The organism is Pedobacter lusitanus, assembly GCF_040026395.1.
Taxonomy (GTDB): domain Bacteria; phylum Bacteroidota; class Bacteroidia; order Sphingobacteriales; family Sphingobacteriaceae; genus Pedobacter; species Pedobacter lusitanus.
In genome coordinates, this window is record NZ_CP157278.1 from 1,539,319 (window position 1) to 1,563,106 (window position 23,788).

The following is a 23,788-nucleotide window of genomic DNA, read 5'->3' on the forward strand; positions in this document are numbered from 1 at the left end:
ACAAATTATATTATATACTTATTATTAAGGAAGACATCGGGTATTCAGATACTGTTAAACACTGATAATATCCGATTAAAAACCAAATAATTTAAGCCTATTAATTATAACAGTGCATACCTAACGGATACTGAACATGGGAAATCTATCAAAAGCTATCTTAATTACAGCCATTATAGAAGTTGCTCTGCTTTTATTATCATTCTTTGTTAAATTCACTGGTGCAATGTTCCCTCTTTCCCATTTGGTACTCAACATAGGAGAAGTAATTATGGTAATATTGATTGGACTTATAGGTCTTCTGGTTATAAAATCTATGAAATCAGATTTCAACATTGATAATTAAATCACCGGTACGGTCATCTGATCAAACAATCCAGCTTTAAATTCGCTAAATTGCAGTACCAAACAAATGTTTGGCCTCATCATGACTGGAATTATACATTTTGAAACCTTTTTACTTGCTTCAATCTTACTAAATCTTACTCCGGGCAACGATACTATTTTTATTCTTTCCAAAAGTATGGGACAAGGTAAAATGGCCGGAATCGTTTCAGCATTGGGCATAGGAACCGGGAGTATAATACATACAGTTTTAGCTGCATTTGGTCTTTCTGTTATCATAGCCAGATCATTACTCCTATTTAATATTATAAAGTACGCAGGAGCAGTTTATATACTTTATATCGGTTACAAGATGTTAACCAATCAGACAGAACTCAATACAGACCTTGCCGAAGAGAATAAAGCTGCAGACTATAAGAAGATTTTCAGGGACGCAATTATCACCAATGTCTTAAATCCTAAGGTGGCTTTGTTTTTCATCGCATTTCTGCCTCAGTTCATTGAGAAATCTTCGAAAGATACCGTCCTGCCATTTCTTACTCTTGGGTTAACCTTTATTACAACCGGAACAATCTGGTGTCTGATACTGGCTTTCTTTTCATACACTATACTAAAAAGGTTAAAAGGGAATAAAAAGGTATCAAACTATATCAATAAGATATGCGGGTTAACATTAATCGGTTTGGGGATTAAAGTTGCATTGACAGATAACCGGTAATAGTGCCCTGATCAAATTAATCATCTCACAAAATCATCAATGAATCGTTACAATTACAAAGGCCTGAGAATTGAAATACCCTCAGCTGCACAAGTAAAAGAAGAAGGGATTGCCATTAGTGAAATGAACGCAAAACTGTTAAAGAAAATTGAAGAACTGACTTTACATCTGATCAAACAGGAAAAAGAAATGAATATACTTAAAAATGAAGTTCAGCTGCTGAAAAATAAAAAACACTGAAAATATCGTGAATACGTATCTTTAAGATAAAACTGGATAACTGAATTAAAAACGATTGATCTGTGAAAAGAACCTGATAACCTGGTTTACAAAAGGTCTTAAAAAAAGAAAGGGTTGTTCCATCCAGACACATCCCTATTCTAACCAAATATAAACCTGTATGAACGGGTTTTCTCTTTAAATTTCCAGTAGGTTGCTGTCACCTCTGATGACTCATCCTTGATCCGGAAAATATTTATGACTTATTTTCTGATACAAATATATACAACTTTTGTATAGTGTACAAATTACACTAACAAATATTTTAAATAAAACACTTCTATGACGATTTATCGACAAAAACAGCCATATTAATCAGGAAATAAACATTAAAAAATTTCAGATCAGCCTCTATCAGCTACTAATAATTGAAATATATCATCTTCTGTACCATCAAAAGGTCCGTAAGATTCCATTTTCAAACTCGCCATGGCCGCACCAAACTCACCCGCCTGTTGTATACCTGCTCCTTTTACTCTCTGATATAAATATCCGGCCATATAGGTATCGCCACAACCTGTAGCATCAACTTCGGCAGAAGGTCTGAAAGCAGGAATATCATAGAAAACACCATCAGCGTAAATCACAGACCCTAAACTTGCCCGGGTAATTACAATTTCCTGAACTCCCCAGTCGCTTAGAATCTTTACCCCCTCAGGAATACCAGTAACGCCCGTCAGAACCTCCAGCTCAGCCTCATCAGCCTTTACAGTATGAACATACTGCAACGCTTCCATTTTCTGTGGCCAGTCTACTGCACAGACGCACTCTCCCCTTACTTCACGCAGGTAACCTTGTACATCCAGTGAAACCTTACTCCTGCCTGCCAGGTCACGTATGAGCTCAACAGAAATATCATTTGATAATAGAGGCCCCAAATGAAATATTTTCGCCTGAACAGGCTTAAGCTGTTCTACAGTAAAAGGATCAGCTTCCTGTAAAACCCTTTGTGTACGGTGATCCAGATTTCCAGAGTAGATATTCTCGAAATAAACGGTTTTTGCACTTGGAAAAACATTAACCTCTGCACCCATTGCACGTAACTCCAGTACAAATGGCATTTCACTTTGTCCTACAGCCGTTACCAGACCATAATTTACTCCCATTTTACGAATAGCATTTGAGAAATAAAATGACGTTCCTCCTGCCATATGCTTTTCCGTTGTGGGTGTAACCACTCTGTCAAGCGTAATATGACCTATACAACAAATATCGTACATATACCTTTTTTAATAAAAAAACTGATCAGCCTAACCGCTGACAAAGGGCAAATGTATCAAATGATTTAATTTGTATATGTAATTTTATTTAAACACTTCGAAACTCTGTGCTGCATCACACCAGAATTCATCAAGAGCAATGATCCTTGGTTTAAAAAAAGAAATCAGCTTTGGCCAGTCCTCTTCTTTAAAAACACTGACATCAGGTAAAGTTGTAAAAATCCGGCTTACTATTTTATGATTTTCATCAGTCATGTGCAACTGCCATTCCCAATCCTCATTTAAATAACCATTCAAGATATTTCTGAATTCCTTAAACTGTTCAAATAAGAGTTCCTGTACACCAGTATCCGGATGAGAAAGCTCAATTCCGATAAAAGCTGATTTTTTGTCTGCGTGCAACTTAAAATGCAGATGTTTAATTCCTGTTTTATAGTTTACCCAGTTCACTCTTAAACCCTCAGCAGAAAGCTGAGGTGCAATATACTGGCCAAAGGCTGTCCAGAAGGCCTGCTTCAATTTTGAAGCCTGATCTTTAGAATACATTAAAAATCCTTATTATTCGTTTTATTATAGTTTTAAATCTTTTCCTCCTGCAGAATCAGTAAATCCTCCACCTGTAAAAGATCAATTTCATCTTCCTCTATAGCAACCTTATTATAATGTGTCTCCAGAAAATCGGTTTTAGAATCTTTGAAAGACTTAACCGTTCCGATAGCATACATAAAACGGATATAATACCAGGCAATATCTACCTGATGTGGTAAAAATCCTGTTCTGGCACTTTTCGGATATAAATGATGATTATTATGCCATTCACCGGCCACTATACCCGGCCATAACTGATTAATAGACATATCTTCTCTCGAAAAATCATAATTATCCCGGCGCATATCCTTTCCCTTACCATGTCCTTCGTAATTGAAAGTTCTCACCCCTACTGCCCAGATACCCGCTGCTCCAAAAACCGTACAGGCCAGTGCATGACCACCAATAAAGAATAATACAACATACCAGAATCCCCAGTTTAAAGTCCAGGCCATTAAAGTTCTGGCCGGGTTAGCAATAGATCCCCAGTTCAGGTACTGCTCATAAGTATTAGGCTGTACACCCGTATGTTTCATCAGTCTTGTGGCCCGGTGATAATTCCGCTCACACAGATCTTTCGCAATCGGCTGATGATTGACATCTGCAAGAAAACAATATAGAAATCCGCCTGAAGCATTATAGGGATCACCCGGAGCATCAGATTTAGCATGGTGCACATGGTGCGAAACCACATAAATTTCTTCCGGAATCATAGATATAGTCAGGTTCTGTGTAAAGAACCTCCAGAATTTATTACGAAACACATAAGCATTATGTGTACAAAACCGGTGATGCCATATAGTCCCATGCGTTCCCATGACTATCATACTATATAAGAAAGCAACAATTAATAAGCTCCAGCTAAAATACTCGAAAATAAAAAAATAGAGAAAAGGGATGGTCAGAACAACTTTGGACCAGCTCATTAATGGCAGCCAGTTTTTCCGGGTTTTAAAAATATTCAGACGTTTAAAGAATTCCTGCAACAACTGCCCAGTCGTCGGCTTCGATAGATTACCATTAGTATCAGCCCATCCATAAGCCGGAGGGTCCAATACTATACTCAAAAATGCCATAGACTGTATTTAGTTTTTTCAGTGAAAGTACGTTGGATTTTTTACATATCAGCTACTATATAAAAAAATATTGCATCTAATGGTCACTTTCAGGTAATTTCCCCATTATTTTCTAGTATTATTTTAAACATATACCTACTTTCGACCACTTATTAGCTACCAGGAGTATTCTACTCCTGCAGCATAACAAAGATCAAGGATACACACACAAGATGAACAAAGCAACAAACCGTAAACAGGACGCATTAGATTATCACTCTGATGGCCGGCCAGGTAAGATTGAAGTAGTCCCTTCCAAGCCCACAAATTCACAACGAGATTTAGCACTTGCCTATTCACCAGGGGTAGCAGAACCCTGCATGGAAATATACAGAAACCCTGAGGATGTATATAAATATACTGCTAAAGGTAATTTAGTAGCAGTAATCAGTAACGGAACCGCTGTTTTAGGTTTAGGAAATATCGGTCCTGCAGCGAGTAAACCAGTAATGGAAGGTAAAGGTCTGTTATTCAAAATCTTTGCCGATATTGATGTTTTTGATTTAGAAATCAATGCCACTACTGCCGATGAGTTTGTCAATGTGGTTAAAGCACTGGAACCAACTTTCGGAGGTGTTAACCTGGAAGATATAGCAGCGCCGATGTGTTTTGAAATCGAACGTCGCTTAAAAGAAGAAATGAATATCCCGGTAATGCATGATGATCAGCATGGAACAGCTATCATTACCAGTGCAGCATTACTGAATGCCTGTGAGTTACAGCATAAAAAAATAGAAAAAATAAAGCTTGTGGTAAGTGGAGCCGGTGCTGCAGCAGTATCCTGTATCAAACTATACCTTAAGTTAGGTGTGAAAAAAGAAAACATGCTGGTATTTGATAAGGATGGTATCGTCAATATTGATCGTACTGACCTTGATCCAATGCGTATGGAGTTCGCTACACCAAGAAAAGACATCAGTACACTGGCCGAAGCAATGAAAGGTGCGGATGTATTTTTAGGTCTTTCAGCTGCCAATGTGGTATCAGTAGAAATGGTACAGTCGATGGCTAAAAATCCAATCGTATTTGCACTGGCTAATCCTGACCCTGAAATTGCTTATGATCTGGCAATTAACAGTCGTAAAGATATCATTATGGCTACAGGACGTTCAGATTTTCCTAACCAGGTAAATAATGTATTAGGGTTCCCGTATATCTTTAGAGGTGCCCTTGATGTACGTGCTACATCGATTAATGAAGAAATGAAGATCGCTGCAGTAAGAGCTATTGCCGAGCTGACTAAACTTCCCGTACCTGAAATCGTAAACCTTGCCTACAAAGCCAAGAACCTGAAATTCGGAAAAGACTATATTATTCCAAAACCAATTGATTCTAGATTAATCTGCAGTGTTTCAACAGCTGTTGCCAAAGCGGCGATGGAATCTGGTGTTGCCCGTAAACAGATTACAGACTGGAATGCTTACCAGGAAGAATTGCAAGTCAGATTAGGTGCTGATGATAAGATCTTAAGAAATCTGGCTAACAAAGCAAAATCGGCACCTAAGCGTGTGGTATTTGCAGAAGCCGATAACTATAAAATATTAAAAGCGGCTCAGATCGTTAAAGACGAAGGTATCGCTACTCCTATATTATTAGGAAACGTTGCCAGAATCGAGAAAATCATCCAGGAACATGGAATTGAATTCGGTGAAGTAGAAATCATTGATCCATGGCAGGGAACAGAACTGTCTGATAAATTTGCGGAACATTTATATCAGAGACGCCAGAGACGTGGTATTACCCTTTACGAAGCTAAAAAACTGGTGCGTGACCGTAACTATTACGGTGCAAGTATGGTAGAATTCGGACAGGCAGATGCACTGATTTCAGGATTAACTAAAAACTACAAATCTACTTTAAAACCTGCATTACAGGTTATCGGTACAAAACCAGGTGTTAAAAAAATCGCTGGTATGTATATGATGCTGACTAAAAAAGGACCTGTATTTTTGGGTGATACTACCGTTAATCCTGATCCTACAGCACAAGATATGGTAGATATCACAGGAATGATTAATGAAACCGTCAAAGGGTTCAATATTACGCCGAGAATCGCTTTATTATCTTATTCTAATTTCGGTTCCAACAGTGGTCCGGTTCCTGAAAAGATGAGAACTGCAACTGCACTGTTGAAAGAGAAGTATCCTGATATGATTGTTGACGGTGAAATGCAGGCCAATTTTGCAATGAATGCAGAATTACTGCAAAGTAATTATCCGTTCTCCAGTCTGAAAGGAAATCCGGCTAACACACTGATCTTCCCTAACCTGGAATCAGGAAACGTTGCCTATAAATTATTACAGGAACTGGGAAATGTTGAAGCCGTAGGTCCTATTCTCCTTGGTCTGAACAAACCGGTACACGTTTTACAAATGGATAGTTCTGTCAGAGAAATCGTGAACATGATCACCATTGCTGTCGTAGACGCACAATAAGATCAATTTAAATCATAAAAAAAGCCTCAGCAGATTAATTTCTGCTGAGGCTTTTCATTGTTCTCTTTTAAACGGCTATTTATTTAAGAACAAGTCACTGCTCAGATACCGGTCTCCCCTGTCGCAAGCAATAAAAACGATTACCCCTGAACTTAACTCAGCAGCTAACCTAAGCGAACAGGCCAGCGCTCCACCACTGCTCATGCCGGCAAAAATACCTTCTGCCTTTGCCATTTTCCTGGTTGCTTCCGAAGCTTCATTCTGCGAAACATCCATCACCCTGTCAACTCTTGAGGCATCAAATATTTTAGGCAGATACTCTTTCGGCCATCTTCTGATTCCAGGGATTGAAGATTCTTCAGTAGGCTGACACCCTACAATCTGAATTTCAGGATTCTGTTCCTTTAAATACATGGAATTCCCCATAATACTTCCGGTAGTTCCCATTGAGCTTACAAAATGAGTAATCTGATGTGCCGTATCAGTCCAGATTTCTGGTCCTGTAGTTTTATAATGCGCCAGATAATTATCCGGATTTGCAAATTGATTCAGCAGAAAATATCCAGGTTTAACTCCTTTTTCTTCCGCATAGTCCCTGCATTTCTCTATAGATTCAAGCAAGGTAACTTTTGCACCAAAAGCCTCCATCGTCAAAGTACGCTCCTGCGTAGAATTTGAAGGCATGACCAATTCAATATCGAGTCCATAAATTGAAGCTATCATGGCCAGTGCAATTCCGGTATTTCCACTGGTAGCCTCTACGAGTTTCGTTTCCTTTGTCACCTCGCCCCGCTCCATCGCACTGCGGATCATATTTAAAGCAGCACGGTCTTTTACACTACCCCCGGGGTTATTACCTTCCAGTTTAGCAAAAATCCGGACTGCCGGATTAGGATTGAGTTTTGTAATTTCAACTAAAGGTGTATTTCCTATACAATCTATCAGTGTTCCCATTTTAAATTTTGCTTTTAGTTTCTATAACTTTCATTGCCGACTGATGATAAACCGTTGAATTTGCCGGAACACTTTTTGTCAGCCAGACATTTCCACCTATCACACTATTTTCACCAATCAGTGTATCACCACCTAAAATTGTTGCTCCCGAATAGATAATTACATAATCACCAATTGTAGGATGTCTTTTGGTATTTGCCATATACTTCTCTACACTTAAAGCACCAAGAGTTACTCCCTGGTATAACTTTACATGATCTCCGATTTTTGTTGTTTCACCGATAACCAGACCTGTACCATGATCAATGAATAAATATTCACCAATTTCAGCACCGGGATGAATATCAATACCGGTTGCCGAATGTGCATACTCGGTCAGTACCCGTGGAATCAGCGGAATACCAAGTTTCAATAATTTATGGGCGATTCTGTATATAGATATAGCCAGAAAACCAGGGTAACTTCTGATAATCTCAAATTCACTTTTTGCTGCCGGATCGCCACTTAAAGTAGCAGTAATATCCGTATTCATCTGGCGCAGCAATTCAGGCAGTTCATTATAAAAAGCCTCGGCAATTAAATGATGATTAAAAGTTTTGCAGGCCTTTGTTTTTTGCAGAATATTCAGCAACTCCTGCTCCGAATGCGCAAAATAAGCTTTGATTTCGTCTAAAGTATGCGCCGGATTAGTCAATCGCTCAGGATAAAGCAGATTCAGGAGGCTAACTGCCCATTCTGCTATTTCAAGATTAGACGGTATGGCTTCAATCTGGCTTTGTTTGTTGTAGATATGAAGATAAAATTCTTCGTTCATTATAGATGGATTTTAAAATGTTTAAGATACGCGATTTGCCATCACATATATTTCCGCTTTTTTTGATAAAATTATTTGATTTTTTTCCAGTGCCTCTTTTATTTTTTGATAATTAGCATGATAAACAGGCCAGAAATTCCCGTTGGCTACCCAGGCTCTGACCAATAATACAACTGCACTGTCCTCCAGTGATGACACCAATATCACAGGCTTAGGATCTTTAAGTATCTGCTCATCACTTTCCAGCACAGCAAGTATCACCTTACGCGCCGTATCAATATTGGTATCAAAAGAGATACTTATTTTATATTCTGCCTGGCGGTTTTCATTATCAGATGTATTATTAATTACGGCATTTGCCAGCGGCCCGTTAGGCGCATAAATAGTTGTACCATTACCCGCCTTTAAGGTAGTATATAAAATATCTATCTTCAATACAGTACCCGATACATTGTTGGCCGAGCTGATAAAATGCCCAACCTTAAAAGGCTTAAAAAGCAAAATCAATACCCCACCAGCAAAATTAGAAAGACTTCCCTGCAGCGCCAGACCAACAGCAAGACCACCGGCACCCAGAACCGCAACAAATGAACTGGTTTGAATCCCGATCATTGAAGCGCACGAGATAATCAGCAATATATAAAGGACAACCCTGATAATACTGATCAGGAATTCACTCAGAGAAACATCTACAGTATTGCGCTGAAACCGGCGGTGAATAAAACCAAGGAACCACTTGATTAGCCATATTCCACCCAGAAGGGTTATTACAGCGAGGATGAAGTTGGGTAAACCACTGATAATTTTATCAGAAAACACTTCAATATAACTTTCAATTCTATTCATTTTTGAATAAACGTAATGTTGATTAGAGGTTAGACTAAAAAGAGCCTGCTTGAAATTTATCAGATAAAATCAAGCAGACTCCAATATTTTTTAAAGATACATATCTATTTTTTTGTTCAAAACGAAAAGGTATCATAGCTATGTCAGATCAGAATCTGATTATACCTGATCACAAAAATAACCGGCCCTTTCAGGCATGAAACTCAACTTCGAAAGAAGTTCCGGGATTAAGCACATAGAAATGCTCTTTCAGGCTCCCGTCAATGGCATCATCAATTTTCTGCCAGTCAAACTCAGCAACAGTTAGATCGCTGGGCACTTCGGTCATTCCACTTTTAAAGACCATTTCCTTACCGGAAAACAAAGGAATAAACTCTTTGCCATCCCTCACAAAAGTCTGGAAATCGAATCCCCTGCCCAGCGGATCAAAATCCTTAAAAAGTGAGGTTACTTTGGAGGTTTTAATCTGCTCTACAAAACTCTTTTTAAAAGTAGGGTCAAACCACTGTTTCATGACCAGTATATTTAAAGGCTGTGGTTTTTCTTTTATATAGAAGGGAAAATTAGTTTCTTCAATAAAGTGCAGTAATTCCGGCTGGTCATCAGTAGAAGTATAATACATTGGAATATCAGGTAAAAAAGTCTCTTTGATAAAATGAGTCATTTTTTTAAGGCCATTAACCTCTCCCATATAGTCAATTGCTAAAAACAGATCATTACCATCCTTTTCTTCATCATACAACAAACCAAAATAAGCTTTTAACACAGCTGGCTTGGTCGTAAACAAACTAACCAGGTTCTCTATAAATCCCATGTCAGTACCTTTAGAATAATTAGAACGTTCATCTCCGCGTTCGCCAGCATTATTTTCATTGGTATTTAAAAAATCGAATAATCCCATATAAATATATTTTCAGGCTCAAAGCATAGCCTCAGCAACAAGACAAGATTACCAAACAATCAGGTCTAATATATGGAATTATAAAAGGCAATAAAAAGAAATCATCAAAAAATTATCTTTTGAGGATATTTTAAGAAAAACATAGTAGAATATAAACTAAAACAATTTTGCAAACCTTAACCTTCACTAAACTCCCATGCACTGTGATAACCACCGCACGCTTCCGCGTAAGTTATAAAATCACCGTAAAACGGGGATCTTGCCAGCGTTGCGCTGTCGCCTATCACTACCAGTTTCTTCTTCGCCCTTGTAATAGCCACATTCATCCGTCTCACATCAGCAAGAAAACCTATCACTCCATCATGATTACTCCTGGTCAGACTGATATATACAACATCTCTTTCCTGTCCCTGGAAACTATCAATAGTATTCACGGATATCTTATCAGCATACTGCTGCAACTCTGTAGAGTTCAGTAAAAGCTCTTTCAAAAGATAAACCTGTTGTTTATAAGGTGAGATAACCGCTATCGTAGGAAAATCAGCTACTGCCACTCCACTTTCTCTGACCTTATCTGCCAGCCCGGTCAGATGCCGGATTAAAAATACTCCTTCTTCAGGATTGGTTGTACTGGTACCTTCAGTTTTCTCTTCAAAACCACAGCCAGCAGTATCTACAAACTCTACCGGAGCTTCCCCTTCCATCAAAACACGGTTCGCTACCGAATCATGAGCCTTCATTTTATTCTCATAGAATACCTTCGATGAATAACCCATAATCAGTTCATTCATTCTGTACTGCTCTTCTAAAAGCACGACAGCATCAGGATGCAGATTTACACATTTCTCCAGCAGAGTAGTGCTTAACCCGTTTCTGGCCGCAGCATTAGACTTTATAGTGGGCGACAACTGACAATGATCCCCCGCAAAAATCACCTTTTTAGCTTTCAGAACAGGTATCCAGCAAGCAGGTTCCATGGCCTGCCCCGCCTCATCCACCACAACGGTATGAAACTTACGGTTTCTGACTGTATAATGATTAGAACCAACCAGCGTAGCAGTTATGACCTGAGCCTTTGTAACCAGATCATCAATAATATACTGTTCAGTATTGCCTACCTCTTTCATGATCTTATGCGCCTCAGTAAAAAGAGCCTTACGCTGTTCCTGTTCAGCCCTGCCAAAATTCCTTTTATATTTATGCGCCAGATTTTTGTACTCATTAGCCTGCTTTTTGAGATTCTTCATCTCCTTCATACTGCTATGTTCAGCCATCTTACTATCCAGCGTTAAAGCAGTCAGTCTTTCAGAAACCCTGGCCGGGTTGCCCACACGCAATACATTCAACCCTTCATCCGCCAGTTTTTCACTCAGTAAATCCACTGCCGTATTACTAGGTGCAACCACTAAAATCTGATGATGATCCTGCTTAATCAGGGCTTTAATGGCCTGAACCAGCGTAGTTGTTTTGCCCGTACCGGGAGGGCCGTGAACAATTGCCAGATCAGTTGCAGAAAGAATTTTATCCACTGCAGCCTGCTGCACAGTATTTAAAGAAGGAATCGTATAACGATATTCCTGATTATTGAACGATGGTGATAAAGCCCCGGTGAGGATCCGAACTATACGGCCGTCCTCTTCTTTCTCGAAAGGTGCAGCAGCCGTTTTCAGTGCATTTTGCATTTCATCATAACTATTGTTATCAAAAAGCACATCCAAACCCAGCTTTCCGTCCCGCGACCAGTCCGGTAGCTCATCCGTTTTTAAGGTAACTTTAATTTTATTTCCAGACTGGTGAGAAACCACTCCTTCTATCCGGTCTGCTTTAGGGTCATGATTAGAAAACAAGACTACCGATGCTCCAAACCGAAGCTGATGACTGACATCCTGATGAGAAGTCCGCTCCATTTCCACGGTCAGATAATCCCCCCGGCTCATTTCAGATCCTCTGATTGCAATAGGATACCAGGTTAAACCATTTTCCCGGCGATCTGCTACAGAAGAAGATTCAGTCAGTTTTAGATAAGCGTTTTGATCTTCTTCACGTTCAGTTTTGAGTAAATCAAGAAGTTTTTTGAAATATTCCATTGCTGCAAAGGTAGCAGTTTACCTCAATTTTGACATTCACTTGAATTGCCGGTCAGCCAGAACCCCTATATTGCCATCATTCAATAAATTCAGGATGAAACACTACAGACAAATCTATCAGCAGGCAAAAGACCTTACACAACTGGACAGCGCAGCGATTAATGATTTACTCTGGAAACTGATTTGTTATGCACCAAAACTGCCCTTAAGACTGGCACAGGAAGAATTATTAAATAAGGCCACTCCATTTCAGCTTACCGTTACCGACACCTATTTCAGTAAAAAGCAACTCGTTTTTAACGGATTTAAATGGGGTAACGGCAAAAAGAAGATCCTGTTAACCCATGGATGGAGTTCAAAAGCAGCCGATTTTTCTGCTGTTATTGAAGAACTGCTCAAGCTCGATGATGTCGAAATTACAGCATTTGACGCCCCGGGAAACGGAAGTTCACCTGCAGAATTATCAAATCTGATCCTTTATATAGAAGCTATCAGAGAGATTATCAATCAATATGGAAGACCAGCAATAGTTATAGGACACTCTTTAGGAGCAATGGCAAATGTAATCGCTTTGCAGCAGGCCGGTATCAAACCAGACCTGCTTATCAGTATTGCACCGGTGATCAGACTGAAAGCCCTGTTCTGTAATATGATGAACAGCGTCAGTGTCCCTGAACACCTGCAGGCAGACTTCTTCAAATCATTTGAAGCTGTTTTTAACCGGCCTGCTTCAGATTATGACCTGGATACCTATTATAATTTTGATCAGGATCTGAATCACTGGATTGCCTATGATGAAGATGACAGCGTTGTGGATTCGACCTATCTCCTTGCCTTTTTAAAAGACAGACCCTGGATAAAATCAGAAAATTATAAAGGAGCAGGGCATGAAAAATTAATTAAGCATCCTCCACTCCTTCATGAGCTGATCAGACACTATTTCCCTATCACTTTATAGGAAACCTTTCCTCCATCAAAAATCTGTTCATAATAAACTCCATAATCAGAAACATAATATTTATTTCCTTTAACCATTACCTCCTTATAGTTTTCAGGTAGCTGACTCACCACATCTCCAATCTGGGGACCATTATCAGCCTGATTATCATTTCCGTTATCCGTATTCAGCACCCCATCTTTCCCGGCAACGATATAAACAGTTTTTCCATCTGCATTCTGCGATTCACTGTAATAAACTCCTTTATACTCATAATAAGTCTGACCGTTAATCACAACCTGCTGTGCGTCTGAAGGAAGACTCGGAACAGAAGCCCCGATTGGCGGCACTACTACCTTATACTGATCATCATATTGTCTGTAAAACAAGCCACCTGAATAATAAAACTGATCAGCTCCGTAAAAGAACGGGTAATAACCAAAAGGCAGTACACTGATACCAAAACCCAGATAAGGTCTGTAAAAACTGCGGTATGAATAATATGGTCTTCTAAACCCCCAACCAACCGGACGGTAATGATAACCGGCACGAACGCCGATATGCACTGAGGTTCCGCCTCCAAAAGAACCTCTTGAGGGACCATGAAAAGACCTTCCGCCACCACGCCCGCCTCTTTGTGCAAAAACACTTGTTGTAAAACCACTAAATATCAATATAACAGCTACAACTATTAACGATTTAAAATTTGAAGTTTTCATTTCAATATATTTGACTCTATGACTTTCAGCAAATCAAAAGGATTAACCTTATTTTCTATCAGCTATTTTTTAACTAAAAGCTGACACAATAATGATAATCTGATCCATTAACCTGCTGATCAGCATCAGATTGTAGCGTGTTTTTTACAGAAAACCAGACAATTGATTTTTCCTGATCAGCTTTGGTAAACATAAAAAAACTGTATTTTACCGCTATCAATCTAACCAACCAATGAAATTATTCAACAGACAGCACTACTTAATTTTATCAGCTCTGCTATGCTCAACAGTTACCTATGCCCAGCATTTAACTGATGCTCCTCAGCCCTATGGGGCAATTCCTACAGAAAGACAGCTCAAATGGCATGAAATAGAAATGTATTGTCTCATTCATTTTACTCCCACCACCTTTCAAAATAAAGAATGGGGTTATGGAGATGCAGCCCCTTCTCTGTTCAACCCTACAAAATTTGATGCTCTACAGATTGTCAGTGCAGCTAAATCCGGCGGATTTAAAGGGATCATATTTGTGACTAAACATCATGATGGTTTTGCCCTCTGGCCAACCAAAACTGCTGCTTATAACATTAGTGAAAGCCCCTGGAAAGAAGGTAAAGGAGATATGGTCAGAGAATTTCAGCTGGCAGCCAGACAAACAGGACTGAAATTTGGAATTTACTGTTCTCCATGGGATAGAAATAATCCCAACTACGGAACACCTGCCTATCTTAACATTTACCAGAATCAGCTCAGGGAATTATATACCAATTATGGCGATTTATTTATGAGCTGGCATGACGGAGCCAATGGCGGAGACGGCTATTATGGCGGTAAAAAAGAAAAACGCAAAGTTGACCAGTCCAGTTATTACGACTGGATGAATACCTGGGCAATCACCCGGAAACTACAGCCGGACGCCAGTATTTTCAGTGATATTGGTCTGGATGTACGCTGGGTAGGTAACGAAAAAGGAATTTCACCAGAAACAAGCTGGTCGACTATAACCATCAGAGGAAACGAAAATAAGCCCGCAATGCCAGGTTTCATGGATGATTCGAATCTTGGCAGTGGTACAAGAGGAGGCAAACAATGGATTCCCTTTGAAGGTGATGTTTCTCTCCGTCCGGGATGGTTTTATCATCCTGATCAGGACGGACAAGTAAAAACCGTTGCTGAATTATTCAACATTTACTGTAAATCAGTAGGCCATGGCGGATCGCTGGATCTTGGCCTTTCACCAACTACCGAAGGCATACTACACCCCAAAGACGTAAACACCCTGGCCGCATTTGGAAAACTGCTTAAACAGGTATTTGCACACAACCTGGCTAAAGAAGCTAAAATAAGCCTCTCTAACGTCAGAAATAAACAGCAGCAAGCATTCGGATCACCCAACCTGACAGACGTCAGCAGATACAGTTATTGGGCTACGGATGACAATGTTCATCAGGCCACTGCTATACTTGATTTTAAAAAGCCTGCACATTTCAGCATTATCCAGCTGCGGGAAAACATTAAACTCGGACAACGGATAGACAGCGTAGGTATCGATATCTTTAAAAATAACACCTGGCAGGAGCTGGCCCGGGCAACCAGTATCGGTGCAAACAGAATTATCCGTCTTCCGGAGCCGGAGACAGCTGCAAAGATCCGCATCCGTATCTACGCTCCTGTAGCCATTGCCTTAAGCGAAATCGGTTTGTATCTGGAACCGCAAATTCAATCAGCAGAGACAAAATCCACTGGAAACAGCTACCCTAAAACAAACTGGAAAGCAATAAATTCTGCATTACCAGCTATAGAAGCACTTCAGCTGAAAAATTTAACAGATAATAATCCATCTACCATTTTTGAGACCAAAACCAGCAACTATATTGATCTGGATTTCTCCCGGCCTCTTACCTTTTCCGGCCTTGGATATCTGCCTGCACAGGATGACACCAGCGCCGGTGCTATAGAAAAATATGAGTTATTTACCAGTGAGGATGGCCAGAACTGGAAGTCGGTAACCAGTGGCGAATTTTCGAATATCAAAGCCAATCCTATTTTACAGCGTATTTCATTAGCCGGAAAAATCACAGCAAGGTATGTAAGACTGGTAGCCGGACAGACAGTAGCCCTGCCAGGGCAAACCAGCTCAGAGAACAAAAATGCCAGTTTACTGCGGATTGCGGAAATTGAAGTTTACCGTTAAGCCTATACGAAATAATAGCGCAATGCTTTTACAGCAAGCCTGATTTTAGATTTTACTGTACCCAGGGGAATATGAAGCTCATCAGAGACTTCAACCTGGGTATAACCCTGAAAATAAACCATATTGACAATCTGCTTCTGCGAATCAGACAATACCGCTATCAGCTCACGTAAACCGATAATATCAGTATTATACCGGAAATAATGAGCATCATTAACCTGGGCATATACACTGTCAATATCATCATTTTTGCTGCTCTTGGCGAAATTTTTGCCCTTGAGGTAATCTTTTGCAGTATTACGGGCCAGGCAGGACATCCAGGTAAATAATCTGCCTTTATCAGCATCATACTGATCAATTGATTTCCATATCTTAACAAAGGTTTCCTGTAAAATATCCTCAGCGGCCTCTCTGGAGGGTACCAGCTTTAAGATCACCCCGAACAGCAGTGAAGCATATCTCAGATATAACTTATTAAAAGACTGTTGAGTCTGTTTTTTAAGTTCCCTGACAATTTCAACATCAAAGCTGTCCCGCTGACCCGGGTTCTGGTCACCATTGGCAATTACCATAACTTTATGACCGTGCACCCTGTCCATATCATTAATTAATTTAACCTGAGAATCTACTTAAATTTACCCTCTTGAAAGAAGACTCACAAGAGTATGTTACCATTCATTCCATTCATTTTCTATAACGATAATTCTGAATCCGGATAAAACACACAGGTTGTGATTTTTACACTAAAAAAACAACAATAATATATAGGTTAAAAAATATTTCTCCTTAGTGACTTAAATCACATTATTAATTTACAAAAAATTTAACTGAATAACTACTGATTTTACAGAATTAAAACCATTAAATAGTAAAATGAACCTAACTTTGTTTGTTCAGACAGCATCAGGATCAGCATGGAAAGATTAAGCACTAAAACCTTTAAAAACGAATTTGTTACCACCTTTGACGGAGATGAAACCGGAAACCTTCAACCCCGTCAGACTCCGGGTGTTTTGTATAGTAAAGCCATTCCCACCCCCGTTAAAAAACCGGAGCTATTAGCCTGGTCTGACGAACTGGCCGCAGTACTTCAGATCAGTAAGCCCGATGAAAAAGACATCAGTATCCTTGGAGGTAACCTCACTACCCCTTCTATGTACCCTTATGCGGCATGTTATGCAGGTCATCAGTTTGGAAACTGGGCAGGACAACTGGGTGACGGAAGGGCAATCACTCTTGGTGAATGGAGCGTTCAGGGCGCTTCTGACTATGAACTACAGCTCAAGGGTGCAGGCCCCACCCCTTATTCGCGCAGAGGAGACGGCAGAGCCGTTCTCAGGTCATCTGTCCGCGAATACCTGATGAGCGAAAGTATGTTTTACCTTGGCATCCCTACCACAAGGGCTCTGGCTCTGGTCACTACGGGAGATCAGGTCATGCGTGATCTTTTTTATGATGGCCGCAGTGCCTACGAGAAAGGAGCTATCGTAATGCGCACCGCACCGAGTTTTCTCCGTTTCGGAAATTTTGAAATGCTGGCCGCGAGACAGGAAGTTCCACAGCTGGAAAAACTGGTCTTATGGACTATCGGGAAATTCTTTCCTCATATCACCGGAGCAAACAAGATCATCCAGTGGTTTGAAGACATTGCAGAGAAAACAGCAGATTTAATGGTGCACTGGATAAGAGTAGGTTTTGTACATGGGGTAATGAATACGGATAACATGTCCATCCTCGGTTTGACTATAGATTATGGACCTTATTCTTTTCTGGATGCTTATGATCCGGAGTTCACACCAAACACAACAGACCTTCCCGGCCGCAGGTATGCTTATGGCAGGCAGCCAGCTATCGGTTACTGGAATTTAGGCTGTCTGGCAAGTGCCATTGCTCCTCTGTTTGAAGACACCGAACAATTGTCGGTTGCCCTTGAAAAATACAAAACTGTTTACTTTGCAAAGTACCACGTCATGATGGCCGGAAAACTCGGACTCGATGAGTTCAGGGAAAGTGATCAGGAGTTGATTGAAGAGGTCGAAAAAACCCTCACTCTGCTTAAAGCTGATATGACAATTTTCTATCAGCTGCTCATGAATCTTTCCGCTGAAACTACTTCGCCGGAAGACATTACAACTCACTTTTCTCCGTCATTTTATGAGCCTCACAACAAAGAAACACTACAAACACTCACAGACACTATAACACATTATCAACTGAGGCTCAAAGAAAACAAGATCTCATCTAAAGCTTCACAAGATATCATGAAAAATAACAATCCCAGATTCATACTAAGGAATTATTTGCTTCATCAGGCGATACAGGAATTAGATAAAGGAGAGCAAACCCTGTTTCTAAAACTGCAGGAAGCTATCAAAAATCCTTATTCGGCAACAGCCGATGAGTTCTTTAAATTAAGACCGGAATGGGCAAATGATCAGCCCGGAAGTTCTACTTTATCCTGTAGTTCATAACAGGTTTCAGGGGTAATTATTTACCCCTGAAATTGAATTTACCAGACAAAATCCTTCTGCAAAAGATAAACAGAAAGAATAATTTCATTACATAAAATACAATATTTTAACATAAAAATTATCCGGAAATACAGCTCAGCCTATAGATAATGCTTGAAAAAAATAATATACCTTGCATTAAAAAAACACCAATTATGGAAGCGCTCATTTCTAATTATTACTGGGTCATTTTAGCCCTTTTATGTCTTGTTTTATATAAATACATTCTTCGTTTTCTGTTCGGAATGGTTATCGTTCCCGAAGACAAAGTAGGCTTGATTACCAAGAAATTTGTTCTTTTCGGCTCAGACAAAGAGCTACCTGACGGACGCATTATTGCCCTTAAAGGTGAAGCTGGTTTTCAGGGAAAAACCCTTGCCCCAGGTTTGTACTTTGGCATGTGGTTCTGGCAATACAGTGTAACGATGGAACAGTTCACAATTATTCCTGAGGGAAAAATCGGCTTAATCATGGCTAAAGATGGCGCAGAGATCCCTACCGGGAATATTTTGGGTCATCGGGTAGATTCCGATAATTTCCAGGACGCTGTCAAGTTTCTGGAAAACGGAGGACAGCGCGGTCGCCAGACTTCTTATATCACTTCTGGCTCGTATCGTATCAATACGATGTTATTCCAGATCTCTATTACCGATATGATTCGTATCCAGGAGAGTATGGTGGGTATCGTGACGACATTAGATGGTCTGCCAATTGAGGCCAATCAGATTGCCGGTAAGCTGGTAGAAGGCCATAATAACTTCCAGGATTTCGATAGTTTCATCAAAAATGGCGGTAATCGTGGTCTGCAGCCACAGGTAATACTTGCCGGTTCCTATAACCTGAATCCATGGGCCATACAGATGGAAGAGATTCCAATGACAGAAATTGCTATTGGTTACGTCGGGGTTGTTATTTCTTATATCGGAATTGAAGGCAACGACCTGACAGGTAGCGACTTCAAACATGGAAACATTGTAGAAAAAGGTTCCAAAGGAGTTTGGCTTGAACCACTTGGACCGGGTAAATACCCGATCAACAAATATATCATGAAAGTAGAACTTGTACCAACAACCAACCTGGTTCTGAACTGGGCAAGCGCACGCAGCGAAGCGCATAACCTGGATAAGAACCTGTCTACCATCACAGTACGTTCAAAAGACGGCTTCCCGTTCAATCTTGATGTATCCCAGATTATTCACGTTCCAACCACAGAGGCTCCAAAAGTAATTGCCCGTTTCGGTAATATGGTTAATCTGGTATCCCAGGTTCTGGAGCCTACCATTGGCAATTACTTCCGTAATTCAGCTCAGGACAGCGATGTAATCGCCTTTTTAAGTACACGCAAAGAACGTCAGGAGTCTGCTAAGGAACATATCCGCAAAGTACTGGACGAATACAATGTGAATGCGGTAGATACCTTAATCGGAGATATTGTACCACCGGAATCACTGATGAAAACATTGACTGACCGTAAAATCGCAGAAGAGCAAAAGGTCACTTATAACACCCAGAAACAAGCACAGGAGACGCGTCAGGGCATGGAAAAGGAAACTGCCATTGCTGATATGCAAAAAGATATAGTTAAAGCACAGCAAAGCGTGGAAATCGCGGAACGAACCGCAAGTGCAACGGTTAAAAAATCAGAAGGTGATGCAGCCGGAGTAAAGCTGGCAGTTGGAGCAGAAGCAGAAGCGACTAAAATGCGCGCGCATGCTGAAGCAGAAGCTACAAAAGCAAGAGCGCAGGCTGATTCAGAGGCTATTAAGCTCAGAGCATCTGCCGAGGCTGAACTGATCTCTCTGACCGGTAGTGCTGAAGCAGGGAAAATTCTGGCAGTCGGAAAATCTACTGCCGAAGCGTATGAGCTTGCAGTAAAAGCTTTAGGTGGCGAGAACTTTACCAGGTATAAAATCACTGAAGAGCTGTCAAAAGGTAAAATCAAACTTATTCCCGATGTCCTGATAGGTGGAAACGGGAATAGTGGATCTGCCATAGACGGACTGCTGGGCTTGAAGTTAATGGACATGATGGATCCGGAAAAACGTAAGGAAGTCATTGTAGCAGAGGTTATTGATACAAACACCAAAAGTATCAATCCTTAACCAGCCAAATTAAGGCTATCCGGCAAACTCTTTGATTTAAGGGGCCTGAAATTAAAATTTCAGGCCCTTTTCTATGGACCCAATTTATCATAAATAGCACACAAACTGCTATTTACATAGACCAAATATAGATTGGTGTAATAATTAAGAACGAAGCAGACGAATATTAAGTTTAAAATGCAACTTTATTGCAATTAATCTATTATAAACATTAAACCTAATTCATTCTACCAATGAAAACAAACCAAAAAATTAAATCAGGTCTGGGCCTGATGTTGTTGTTAACCGTATTATCGTTCGGTTCCTGTAAGAAAAATGCTCAGGATGAGACTTCTAGTCCCGATCTGTCAGACAGTAATCTGAAACAATCATTCTTCTCAGGGTACATCCCTACTCCACAAGCAATTATGGATAAAATACCAAAACTCGGTGTTGGACAATTACCAAAAACAGAAGCTTATTTCCCAACCAGATTTACCATGACTACCCCACCAATCGGAGATCAGGGAAATACAGGAACATGTGTAGCCTGGGCCACGAGTTATTCGACCTGGTCAACGGAACAATATTACAGAACCGCAAGCACCAGTTATGCCAACAACAAAAACGTATTCAGCCCGAATTACGTGTACAACCAGCTAAGTACAGATTGTAATTCAGGACTTTACATCACAGAAGCACTAGATCTGATCAAAGCACAGGGCTCATGTACTTATACTACTCTGCCCTTCAGTGACAATTGCAGTTCTGCGGTTAGTCAGTTACAAAAAGACAGTGCAGCTTTACATAAAATAGCTAATGCGGAATATTATTTATTGGATAAAGATACCAGAAAAAACACTACTGCTATTAAAATGCTCCTTTTCCAGAAACATCCGGTTATTTTTGGTTTTGACGTAGATGGAGATAATATGAACAACCAGGCAGTCTGGAATAAGTTTGGTACGCCAAGATTATCCTATGACAACAGCTTCCTTAAACAGTCGAATGTTGGAAAAAGCATACCTGTAGGCGGACATGCCGTAGCAATAATTGGTTATGACGATGACAAACATGCATTTAAAGTACAAAACCAATGGGGAAACACATGGAGGGATCAAGGATTTTTCTGGGTTGATTATGATTTCTTTGGCTCAGGAACCCATCCAAATTACGTTCTGAAATATGATGCTGCTAAAAAGAAATATTCTTATGCCAATGGCACTCAGACTGAAGATGTCTTCACTGAAGCTTATGTATTCTTAAACTAGCTATTTAAAACAGGCAATAAAAAAACAGGTTATATCATTGATATAACCTGTTTTTTTTATTAAATCCGAACCAGCCGGAATTCTGATCAGATAAAAACCTAGCTCATTTTTAGTTTTTTCTGAATATCAGTTACATAACCTTTAAACTTCTTATCTGTATCAATCAGATCTTCCACAGTCTGACAGGCATAAATCACTGTAGAATGGTCTCTTCCACCATAAAATGCACCAATACTTTTTAAAGAAGACTTAGTCAGACTCTTTGATAAATACATAGAAATCTGGCGTGCCTGCACAATTTCACGTTTACGTGTCGCTGATTTCACCATTTCTACCGGCACTTCAAAATACTCACAAACCAGTTTCTGGATATAGTCCATAGAAATCTCTTTGGTTGTATTCTTGATAAAGTTCTTCAGCATGGATTTAGCCAGACCAAGATCAATATCCTTTTTATTCAATGTAGACTGAGCTAAAAGCGAAACCATTGCTCCTTCAAGCTCACGCACATTGTTATCAATGTTATTTGCTACATATTCAACTACATCTGATGGAAGTTCAATTCCGTCAGCATACATTTTCTTTCTTAGGATAGCTACTCTGGTTTCCAGATCAGGAATCTGTAAATCAGCTGAAAGTCCCCATTTGAAACGGCTTAACAAACGCTCCTCCACACCTGAAAGATCTTTTGGCGCTTTATCAGAAGTAATAATAATCTGTTTACCAGACTGATGCAGGTGATTAAAAATATGAAAGAAAATATCCTGAGTTTTCTCTTTTCCGGCAAAATTATGGACATCATCCATGATAATTACGTCCATTGCCTGATAAAAATTCACAAAATCATTAATGGTATTATTCTTTAATGACTCTACAAACTGCTGACAGAACTTTTCGCAGGATACATAAATAACCAGCTTATCCGGTAAAGTACGTCTGATTTCATTGCCTATTGCCTGCACCAGGTGGGTCTTCCCCAATCCTACTGCACCATAAATCATCAGGGGGTTAAATGAGGTTGCACCCGGCTTCGCGGCAACTGCAAAACCTGCAGAACGGGCTAAACGGTTACAATCACCTTCTACATAACTATCAAAAGTATACTGAGAATTTAACTGAGGATCTACATTTAATTTTTTCAGGCCCGGTATAATAAAAGGATTCTTAATATCCTTATTAATTGATACAGGAACCGGCATCGATTGTGTTTTTGAGGCAGCGCCATTTCCATTGGATGGCATGCTTGTCGTATATGGTGAACCGCTGTTTGATGACTTATCCACCACAATATTATATTCCAGACGTCCTTCTTCTCCCATTTGCTGTTTAACTGTCTTACGCAATAAACCGACATAATGTTCTTCCAGCCATTCATAAAAGAATAAACTTGGCACCTGTACAGTCAATATATTGCCTTCCAATTTTAGTGCCGAAATCGGCTCGAACCAAGTTTTAAAACTTTGGACCGGGATATTATCCTTAATAATCTGGAGACAGTTATTCCATACTTCGGTACAAGTTTTTTGCATAGTTCTTCTATAAATTAATGGTATTCGACTTAAACAACGACCAAACACTCTGCCGTTTTGGGAGGGCGAAGATCCTAAAAATTACCAACAAAAAATCATAAAATCTCACCTAATTCATAAGTCGCTAACAGGCAAAAAGATAGCCTTTCGAAAAACGGCTTTTTTGTGGATAACTTATCCACATCAAAAATTCAGTGTTTATAACTATTGCTTAGACAAAAGATTTTTCAATCCTTAATTCAGGA

Annotated in this window: 20 protein-coding genes; 8 read left to right on the forward strand and 12 right to left on the reverse strand. The window is 39.8% G+C overall.

Translation table 11 applies throughout. From position 1 onward, the window contains the following. Positions 1-120 precede the first annotated feature (120 nt). Positions 121-336, reverse strand: a complete 216-nt coding sequence (locus tag PL_RS06545; protein WP_041881809.1) for a hypothetical protein — start codon at positions 334-336, stop codon at positions 121-123. A gap of 91 nt (positions 337-427) precedes the next feature. On the opposite strand from PL_RS06545, the gene PL_RS06550 reads away from it, so the two are divergent. Together PL_RS06550 and PL_RS06555 are read left to right on the forward strand one after the other, a co-directional pair. Further along, positions 428-1,063 (forward strand): LysE family translocator, encoded by a 636-nt coding sequence (locus tag PL_RS06550; protein ID WP_041881916.1) that lies wholly within the window; start codon positions 428-430, stop codon positions 1,061-1,063. A 39-nt stretch (positions 1,064-1,102) separates the two neighbouring features. Then, positions 1,103-1,303 carry a hypothetical protein gene (locus PL_RS06555; protein ID WP_041881807.1) on the forward strand — a complete coding sequence of 67 codons (201 nt, stop codon included), beginning with the start codon at positions 1,103-1,105 and terminating at the stop codon, positions 1,301-1,303. Positions 1,304-1,686: 383 nt separating this feature from the next. On the opposite strand, the gene PL_RS06560 is transcribed toward PL_RS06555, so the two are convergent. From PL_RS06560 to PL_RS06570, 3 genes are all read right to left on the reverse strand, one after another. Further along, the gene (locus tag PL_RS06560) at positions 1,687-2,562 is read right to left on the reverse strand and encodes a PfkB family carbohydrate kinase (protein WP_041881804.1); all 876 of its coding nucleotides are present in this window, start codon (positions 2,560-2,562) and stop codon (positions 1,687-1,689) included. A gap of 84 nt (positions 2,563-2,646) precedes the next feature. Then, positions 2,647-3,108 (reverse strand): DUF4268 domain-containing protein, encoded by a 462-nt coding sequence (locus PL_RS06565; RefSeq protein WP_041881801.1) that lies wholly within the window; start codon positions 3,106-3,108, stop codon positions 2,647-2,649. A gap of 32 nt (positions 3,109-3,140) precedes the next feature. Then, the gene (locus PL_RS06570) at positions 3,141-4,226 is read right to left on the reverse strand and encodes a fatty acid desaturase (RefSeq protein WP_041881799.1); all 1,086 of its coding nucleotides are present in this window, start codon (positions 4,224-4,226) and stop codon (positions 3,141-3,143) included. 212 nt (positions 4,227-4,438) lie between these two features. On the opposite strand from PL_RS06570, the gene PL_RS06575 reads away from it, so the two are divergent. After that, positions 4,439-6,700: an NADP-dependent malic enzyme gene (locus tag PL_RS06575; protein WP_041881797.1), complete on the forward strand. Its 2,262-nt coding sequence runs from the start codon at positions 4,439-4,441 to the stop codon at positions 6,698-6,700. A 75-nt stretch (positions 6,701-6,775) separates the two neighbouring features. Here the strand turns inward: PL_RS06575 and cysM are convergent, their stop codons facing one another. The 5 genes from cysM to PL_RS06600 form a co-directional block, all read right to left on the reverse strand. Beyond that, entirely contained in the window at positions 6,776-7,654 is an 879-nt protein-coding gene (gene cysM, locus PL_RS06580; protein ID WP_041881795.1) for a cysteine synthase CysM, read from the reverse strand. Between the two features lies 1 nt (position 7,655). Continuing rightward, positions 7,656-8,468, reverse strand: a complete 813-nt coding sequence (gene epsC / locus PL_RS06585) for a serine O-acetyltransferase EpsC (protein ID WP_041881792.1) — start codon at positions 8,466-8,468, stop codon at positions 7,656-7,658. Positions 8,469-8,489: 21 nt separating this feature from the next. Further along, a complete protein-coding gene (locus tag PL_RS06590) occupies positions 8,490-9,314 on the reverse strand; it encodes a mechanosensitive ion channel family protein (protein ID WP_052496264.1) in 825 nt (274 codons plus the stop codon). Between the two features lie 190 nt (positions 9,315-9,504). Next, on the reverse strand, positions 9,505-10,215 hold the full coding sequence (locus PL_RS06595) for an enhanced serine sensitivity protein SseB C-terminal domain-containing protein (RefSeq protein ID WP_041881790.1): 711 nt from the start codon (positions 10,213-10,215) through the stop codon (positions 9,505-9,507). A 176-nt stretch (positions 10,216-10,391) separates the two neighbouring features. After that, on the reverse strand, positions 10,392-12,302 hold the full coding sequence (locus PL_RS06600; RefSeq protein ID WP_041881788.1) for an AAA domain-containing protein: 1,911 nt from the start codon (positions 12,300-12,302) through the stop codon (positions 10,392-10,394). 94 nt (positions 12,303-12,396) lie between these two features. On the opposite strand from PL_RS06600, the gene PL_RS06605 reads away from it, so the two are divergent. Further along, the gene (locus tag PL_RS06605; protein WP_041881911.1) at positions 12,397-13,260 is read left to right on the forward strand and encodes an alpha/beta fold hydrolase; all 864 of its coding nucleotides are present in this window, start codon (positions 12,397-12,399) and stop codon (positions 13,258-13,260) included. Here the strand turns inward: PL_RS06605 and PL_RS06610 are convergent. Then, on the reverse strand, positions 13,239-13,958 hold the full coding sequence (locus PL_RS06610; RefSeq protein WP_235324522.1) for a DUF6515 family protein: 720 nt from the start codon (positions 13,956-13,958) through the stop codon (positions 13,239-13,241). The genes PL_RS06605 and PL_RS06610 overlap by 22 nt on opposite strands. A 232-nt stretch (positions 13,959-14,190) precedes the next feature. Between PL_RS06610 and PL_RS06615 the strand changes: the two genes are divergently transcribed. Beyond that, complete coding sequence (locus PL_RS06615; RefSeq protein WP_082035914.1) at positions 14,191-16,152, forward strand: alpha-L-fucosidase; 1,962 nt, start codon at positions 14,191-14,193, stop codon at positions 16,150-16,152. A 2-nt stretch (positions 16,153-16,154) separates the two neighbouring features. Here PL_RS06615 and PL_RS06620 read toward each other — a convergent pair whose 3' ends face one another. Further along, complete coding sequence (locus PL_RS06620) at positions 16,155-16,751, reverse strand: RNA polymerase sigma factor (RefSeq protein ID WP_052496262.1); 597 nt, start codon at positions 16,749-16,751, stop codon at positions 16,155-16,157. Between the two features lie 315 nt (positions 16,752-17,066). On the opposite strand from PL_RS06620, the gene PL_RS06625 reads away from it, so the two are divergent. From PL_RS06625 to PL_RS06635, 3 genes are all read left to right on the forward strand, one after another. After that, positions 17,067-18,623 (forward strand): protein adenylyltransferase SelO, encoded by a 1,557-nt coding sequence (locus PL_RS06625; RefSeq protein WP_041881785.1) that lies wholly within the window; start codon positions 17,067-17,069, stop codon positions 18,621-18,623. Between the two features lie 194 nt (positions 18,624-18,817). Further along, the gene (locus PL_RS06630; protein ID WP_041881901.1) at positions 18,818-20,764 is read left to right on the forward strand and encodes an SPFH domain-containing protein; all 1,947 of its coding nucleotides are present in this window, start codon (positions 18,818-18,820) and stop codon (positions 20,762-20,764) included. A 233-nt stretch (positions 20,765-20,997) separates the two neighbouring features. After that, positions 20,998-22,014, forward strand: a complete 1,017-nt coding sequence (locus tag PL_RS06635) for a C1 family peptidase (RefSeq protein ID WP_041881783.1) — start codon at positions 20,998-21,000, stop codon at positions 22,012-22,014. Positions 22,015-22,112: 98 nt separating this feature from the next. Here the strand turns inward: PL_RS06635 and dnaA are convergent, their stop codons facing one another. Next, the gene (gene dnaA, locus PL_RS06640; RefSeq protein WP_041881779.1) at positions 22,113-23,543 is read right to left on the reverse strand and encodes a chromosomal replication initiator protein DnaA; all 1,431 of its coding nucleotides are present in this window, start codon (positions 23,541-23,543) and stop codon (positions 22,113-22,115) included. Between the last annotated feature and the right edge of the window lie 245 nt (positions 23,544-23,788).